The 6,979-nt window shown below is 64.1% G+C and carries 5 protein-coding genes; 4 read left to right on the forward strand and 1 reads right to left on the reverse strand.

Features of this window, described 5'->3' with window-relative positions; translation table 11 throughout:
- On the reverse strand, positions 1 to 677 hold a 677-nt coding region (locus QZ281_RS03335), incomplete at its 3' end, for a carboxylesterase family protein (RefSeq protein ID WP_292224717.1).
- A gap of 195 nt (positions 678 to 872) precedes the next feature.
- Here QZ281_RS03335 and QZ281_RS03340 point away from each other — a divergent pair.
- The 4 genes from QZ281_RS03340 to QZ281_RS03355 form a co-directional block, all read left to right on the forward strand.
- A complete protein-coding gene (locus QZ281_RS03340) occupies positions 873 to 3,113 on the forward strand; it encodes a TonB-dependent receptor (RefSeq protein WP_292224719.1) in 2,241 nt (746 codons plus the stop codon).
- 160 nt (positions 3,114 to 3,273) lie between these two features.
- Positions 3,274 to 4,248, forward strand: a complete 975-nt coding sequence (locus tag QZ281_RS03345; protein WP_292224721.1) for a GAF domain-containing protein — start codon at positions 3,274 to 3,276, stop codon at positions 4,246 to 4,248.
- Between the two features lie 152 nt (positions 4,249 to 4,400).
- Positions 4,401 to 5,918 (forward strand): aldehyde dehydrogenase family protein, encoded by a 1,518-nt coding sequence (locus QZ281_RS03350; RefSeq protein WP_292224723.1) that lies wholly within the window; start codon positions 4,401 to 4,403, stop codon positions 5,916 to 5,918.
- Between the two features lie 149 nt (positions 5,919 to 6,067).
- Positions 6,068 to 6,979: zinc-dependent alcohol dehydrogenase (locus QZ281_RS03355; protein WP_292224725.1), on the forward strand; the 912-nt coding region annotated here is incomplete at its 3' end.

Below are 6,979 nucleotides of genomic sequence, written 5' to 3' on the forward strand. Positions count from 1 at the left end.
GTCTTGTGGAACAGGCCGCGCGCCCGCTTGGCGGTCATCAGGGCCAGGGTGTCCAGACCGCCGGCCGATTCCCCGAACAAGGTCACATTGGCGGGGTCGCCACCGAAGGCGGCAATGCTGTCGCGCACCCATTCCAGAGCGGTGATCTGGTCCAGCAGGCCTTGCTGGCCCAGCGGCTCATGCGAGGGGGTTTCGGCCGACAGGGCAGGGTGGGCGAAGAAGCCGAGATGGCCCAGACGGTAGTTGACGCTGACCATCAACACGCCGTCGCGCGCGAAGGCCGAGCCGTCATAGAAGGGCAGGGAGCCTGCGCCCATCCGGTTCGAACCGCCATGCAGCCAGACCATGACGGGGACCGGCTGGGTCATCTCAGCGGGCGCCCAGATGTTCAGCGTCAGGCTGTCTTCGCTGGTGGGTTCAGGTGCGCCGCCGATGGAGACGATGTCGGCGACATCAGCCGGGCCTGCCTGGGGCGGGGCCAGGCCGAACTCGGACGCGTCGCGCACACCCTCCCATTTCGGATGCGGCTGCGTCGCTCGCCAACGCAGATCACCGACTGGCGCGGCGGCATAGGGGATGCCGCGAAACACATTGGCCGAACCCTCGCGGCGACCGCGCAGGCTGCCGGATGGGGTGTTCACGACAGGATGGGTCGTGGCGTCGTTGATCTGATTCATTGTCCGTCCCTTGGGCGATCTGCGTCGCACTCGTTCATTTGAGAATGAACAACGACCCCGCTCCTGTCGAGCCGTTTCACGGTTCGTCATTCATGAAGGAATGAATGATGTTGACAGCGGGGCCATTCACAGACCACCGTAGGGCCCAACACATACCAGCGGCGACTGAACGACCGCGCGTGGAGAGGAACGAGAATGGGATACACCAGACATCTGCGTCTGGCGCTGATGACCAGCGTCTTCATTGCAGCCCCGCTGTTCGCGGCGCCCGCATTTGCTCAGCAGAACTCTGCTGATCAGGCCGCCAACGTGGACGACGTCGTCGTCACCGCCCGCCGTCGCGAAGAAACCCTGAAAGACGTGCCCGTTGCTGTCACCGCCGTGACCAGCGAGCGTCTGGAACAGACCGGCGCCGCCGACATCACCACCCTGCAGCAGCAGACCCCGAACGCCACCGTTCAGATCGCGCGCGGCTCGAACTCGACCCTGACGTCCTTCATCCGCGGCGTTGGCCAGCAGGACCCGCTGTGGGGCTTTGAGCCCGGCGTTGGCCTGTACATCGACGACGTCTATGTCGCCCGTCCGCAGGGCGCGGTTCTAGACGTCTTCGACATCGCACGTCTGGAAGTGCTGCGTGGACCGCAAGGCACCCTGTACGGCCGCAACACCATCGGCGGCGCCATCAAGTACGTGACCAAGCGCCTGTCGCAGGAACAGGAAGCCACGCTGAAGGCCGCCTACGGCAGCTATAACCAGATCGACCTGATCGCTTCCGGTTCGACACCCCTGAACGACACCCTGCGTATCGGTGGCGCCATCGCCCGCTATACGCGTGACGGTTACGGCACCAACCTGCATACGGGCGCCGAGCACTACAACAAGGACGTCACCGCCGCGCGCGCCAGTGTTGAGTGGACCCCGAACGACAGCCTGTTCTTCCGTCTGGCCGGTGACCTGACCACGGACGAGTCGAACGCTCGCCACGGCTCACGCATGTTGGCGCCGACGCTGGACAATGTTTACGATACTCGCGCTGGCATCGGTGACGAAGGCTATGTCCGCACCCGCGGTCTGTCGCTGACCGGTGAATGGGCCGTCTCTGACACCATCACCCTGAAGTCGATCACGGCCTATCGTGACGGCGACACCAAGGGCGACGGCATCGACTTCGACGGTCTGCCTGAGCCGATCCTGGATATCCCCGGCTACTATGGCGACAGCCAGTTCACGCAGGAATTCCAGGTTCTGTTCCAGGGCTCGCGCTGGCAGGGCGTCGCTGGCGTCTTCTACATGGACGCGATGGCCAAGGGTGCGTTTGACACCGTCGTCGGAAAGAATGTGTTGGAAGCCGCCCCGGGCGTTTTCGTGCCGTTCCCAGTGACCACGTACACGGGCGGCAAGGTTGATACCCAGAGCTTCGCTATCTTTGCTGACTTCAACTATGACGTCACTGATCAACTGTCGGTGTCGCTGGGCGGTCGTTGGACGCAAGACAAGAAGAGCGTCACCCAGCTTCGCCAACTCTATAGCGGCCTTCACAGCCCGTATTTCCAAAACCCGAACGCGGTCGCCCTCGGTGCGCCGTTGAGCAACTACAGCAACTCCGCCACCTATTCGGAGTTCACCCCTCGGGTCAGCGCCAGCTACAAGTTCACGCCTGAGATCACCGGCTATGCCTCGTATGGTCGTGGCTTCAAGTCCGGCGGTTTCGACATGCGTGGCGACGCTTCGAAGTACCCGGAGACGGTGGATGGATATCAGCCGGAACTGGTCGACACCTATGAAATCGGCCTGAAGGGTTCGCTGTTGGACCGTCGTGTCAACTTCGCGACCGCCTTCTTCAAGTCCGATTACAAGGATCAGCAGATCACGTCGCAGTTCTATATCCCGCCGACCTCGGTCGTAAGCTTCGTTGACAATGCGGGCTCCAGCGAAATCTGGGGGTGGGAACTTGAAGCCAGCGCACGGATCACCAAGAATTTCGTGCCGCGCCTGACGCTGGGTTACCTGGACGCCAAGTTCAACGATTTCGTCACGTTCAACCCGCTGACGGGCAAGCGCGAGAACATGGCGGATCAGCGCCACTTCCAGAACACGCCGGATTGGACTGGCGCGGTTGCGCTGCCTTACAGCATCGACTTGGGCAACCGGGGCTCGCTGGTCTTCACGCCTACGGCTTCGTACCGTGGCGCGACCCAGATGTTCGAGACGGCGATCCCGCTGCTCGATCAGGGTGCCTACTGGCTCTATGACGCGACCCTGCTGTGGACCGCGCCGGACAGCCGCTATCGCGTCAGCCTGGCGGGTCGTAACCTTGGCGACGAGCGTTACCGCGCAGGCGGCTACAACTTCCCCGGTGAAATCACGGGTGATTCCGTGGTCGCCTTCTACGGCGCACCGCGTACCGTCACCCTGACGCTGACGGCCTCGTTCTAAGCCGAATGAATACAAAGGGGAGGGTCCTGGCTCTCCCCCGGACGCCCGCCCTTCCAGGCGGGCGTTTTGCGTTTGCGCCAAGGGTGTCGCCGAAGGTCGCATTGACGTTCGGTGCATCGGCGCGTCTGATGATGTCCGCACACAACGCCTGGGAGACACCATGGGCGAGCGGCCAGGAAGCGATCACAGGCGCCTGATCAAACAGGCGCTGGACGACGGCACGGGCCCGGCGCGGTCAGCGCTGGCGGCGTCGTGGCGTCGATCCATGTCGCTTTACGGCCTGGACCCTGAAGATCGCGGACGCGCCGAAAGCCTGACGGAACAACAACTGCGCGAAGCTCGACAGGCGATGGAGCCGATGACGCTGGCGGCGCAGGGTGTGTTGGACCGACTGTTTCTGGCGGTCGGGGATACGGGCTGTTGCGTTCTGCTGACCAATGCCGACGGGGTGCCGATCGAGCGGCGCGGGGCCGCGGCCGACGATGAGATGTTCCAGCGCTGGGGGCTGTGGCCCGGCGCGGTCTGGTCCGAGGCGGTTGAGGGCACCAACGGCATTGGCACAGCCTTGGCCGAGCACCGCCCGTTGACCATTCACCGCGATCAGCATTTCCACACCCGCAATACGGCGCTGAGTTGCACCAGCCATCCGATCCACGATCCGATGGGGCGGCTGGCGGGCCTGCTGGATGTGTCGTCGTGCCGGGCGGACGCAACCGAGGCCATGCTGGGCCTGATCGCCGCCGCCGTCGCCGACGCCGCCCGCGCCATTGAGGCCCAGGCCTTCCGACAGGCGTTCGCGGGTGCGCGCATCGTGCTGGCGGGGGATCCGCTGGAGCGTAATGCGGCGGCCCTGTTGGCGGTGGATCGCGATGATCTGGTGGTCGGGGCCACACGGGCGGCGCGCCTGACCCTGTCGATCACCGACGAACGGATCGCCAATCAGTTGGCGGCGTCCGAGGTGCTGGGCGGCGGCGGGGTGGAGGCAGATCTTCTGGAAGCGGAACGGGGCGCCGTGCGTCGTGCCTTGGCCCTAAACAGCGGCAATGTGTCGGCGGCGGCGCGGGCCTTGGGGGTCAGCCGCGCGACTCTGCACCGCAAGCTGCACCGCCTGGGATTGGCGGGTGACGTTCACTGACAGGTGAGCCGCCGGTCCACCTGTCGCAATCCTGCGACAGGTTTGCGCTGCACCATCATCCGGCCATCTGGCGTCCTTCGCCAAGCAGGCAGACCTTCTGGTCCCAACGACGTCGATAATCGACGCCCGAGGAACACAAGCAGGAGGCTTTGATGACCAAGCCAGAATTCGTCCGCGCTGCGACCCCCAAATACAAGGCGCGCTATGACAACTTCATCGGCGGCCAGTGGGTGGCCCCCGTCAATGGTCGCTATTTCGAGAACCTGTCGCCGGTGAACGGCCGCGTGCTGTGCGAAGTCGCTCGCTCGGACAAGGCGGACGTTGAACTGGCGCTGGATGCCGCCCACGCCGCCAAGGACGCCTGGGGCAAGACCAGCCCCGCCCAGCGCGCGTTGATCCTGAACAAGATCGCCGACCGGATCGAAGCCAATCTGCAGGTCGTCGCCGAGGCCGAGACCTGGGATAACGGCAAGCCGGTGCGCGAGACCCTGGCCGCCGACATCCCGCTGGCCATCGACCACTTCCGTTATTTCGCCGGTTGCATCCGTGCGCAGGAAGGCGGGATTTCGGAACTGGATAACGACACCGTCGCCTATCACTTCCACGAGCCGCTGGGTGTGGTCGGTCAGATCATTCCGTGGAACTTCCCGATCCTGATGGCCGCATGGAAGGTCGCCCCGGCGCTGGCGGCGGGCAACTGCATCGTGCTGAAGCCTGCGGAACAGACCCCGGCTTCGATCCTGCTGGTGGCGGAACTGATCCAGGATCTGCTGCCGCCCGGCGTGCTGAACATCGTGTCCGGCACCGGCCTTGAGGTCGGCGAGCCGTTGGCCACCAATCCGCGCATCGCCAAGATCGCCTTCACCGGCTCGACCGCTGTCGGTCAGAAGATCATGGAATACGCCACCCAGAACATCATTCCGGTGACGCTGGAACTGGGCGGCAAGTCGCCGAACATCTTCTTCAAGGACGTGATGGATCACGACGACGCCTTCCTGGACAAGGCATTGGAAGGTTTCGCCATGTTCGCGCTGAACCAGGGCGAGGTCTGCACCTGCCCCAGCCGCGCCCTGATCCACGAAGACATCTATGAGGCCTTCATCGAGAAGGCGATCGCCCGCGTCGAGGCGATCAAACAGGGCGACCCGCTGGACCCGAGCACCCAGGTCGGCGCCCAGGCCTCGGACCAGCAGCTCAAGAAGATCCTGTCCTATCTGAAGATCGGCAAGGACGAGGGCGCAGAGGTCCTGACGGGCGGCGATCAGGCCGTGCTGAAGGACGATCTGGCGGGCGGCTATTACGTCAAGCCGACCATCTTCAAGGGCACCAACGACATGCGGGTGTTCCAGGAAGAAATCTTCGGCCCCGTTCTGGCCGTGACCACTTTCAAGACGCTGGAAGAGGCCATCGAGATCGCCAACGACACCGAATACGGCCTCGGCGCCGGGGTGTGGTCGCGCGACATGAACACCGCCTACCGCGCGGGCCGCGCCGTTCAGGCGGGCCGGGTCTGGACTAACTGCTATCACCAGTATCCGGCGCACGCGGCCTTTGGCGGTTACAAGAAGTCGGGCATCGGACGTGAAAACCACCGCATGATGCTGGACCATTATCAGCAGACCAAGAACCTGCTGGTCAGCTACAGCCCCGACAAGCTGGGCTTCTTCTGATCTGAATCAAGGATGGCCGCCCCCTGTTTGGCCATCCTTGTTCCGCTCTCCGTCGCCGTTTTCGGAGAGCGTCCCCCACGGCGGGCGGGCCGATGCGTTGTTTTCGGTCCGTCCGTCACCCTCACAATCCGACCTAAAAGGACTGATCCATGCCCAGGACCATGAAGGCCGCTGTCGTGCGCGAATTCGGCAAGCCGTTGACCATCGAAGAGGCGCCTGTTCCCGAACCCGGCCCCGGCCAGATTCAGGTCAAGATCGAGGCCTCTGGCGTCTGCCACACTGACCTGCACGCTGCCGAGGGCGACTGGCCGGTCAAGCCGAACCCGCCCTTTATTCCGGGTCATGAAGGCGTTGGTTTCGTCTCAGCCGTGGGCGCAGGTGTCACGCTGGTGAAGGAAGGCGACCGGGTCGGCGTGCCGTGGCTGTATTCGGCCTGCGGGCATTGCAAACACTGTCTCGGCGGCTGGGAGACCCTGTGTCACGACCAGCAGAACACCGGCTATTCGGTCAATGGCGGGTTTGCGGAATACGCCATCGCCGACCCAAACTATGTCGGCCATCTGCCGGCCAATATCAGCTTCACCGAGATCGCGCCGATCCTGTGCGCGGGGGTAACGGTCTATAAGGGGCTGAAGATGACGGAGACGCGGCCCGGCGACTGGGTGGTGATTTCGGGCATTGGCGGTTTGGGCCATGTCGCGGTTCAGTACGCCAAGGCGATGGGCATGAATGTCGCCGCCGTGGATGTGGATGACGCAAAACTGGATCTGGCGCGTCGTCTGGGCGCAACTGTCACCGTCAACGCCAAGACCTCCAACGACCCGGCTGCCGAGATCAAGGCGCAGACGGACGGCGGCGCACAGGGGGTGTTGGTCACCGCCGTTTCGCCCAAGGCGTTCGAACAGGCGGTCAACATGACCTCGCGCGGGGCGACCATCGCCCTGAACGGCCTGCCGCCCGGCGACTTCCCGCTGTCGATCTTCGACATGGTGCTGAACGGCACGACCGTGCGCGGCTCCATCGTCGGCTCGCGTCTGGACCTGCAGGAGGCGCTTCAGTTC

This window comes from Brevundimonas sp., from assembly GCF_018608325.1.
Lineage (GTDB): Bacteria > Pseudomonadota > Alphaproteobacteria > Caulobacterales > Caulobacteraceae > Brevundimonas.

Bases quoted from the DNA above. Each gene is read 5' to 3' on its own strand.
- QZ281_RS03340 (WP_292224719.1), top strand. From the start codon at position 873: ATGGGATACACCAGACATCTGCGTCTGGCGCTGATGACCAGCGTCTTC.
- QZ281_RS03345 (WP_292224721.1), top strand. From the start codon at position 3,274: ATGGGCGAGCGGCCAGGAAGCGATCACAGGCGCCTGATCAAACAGGCG.
- QZ281_RS03350 (WP_292224723.1), top strand. From the start codon at position 4,401: ATGACCAAGCCAGAATTCGTCCGCGCTGCGACCCCCAAATACAAGGCG.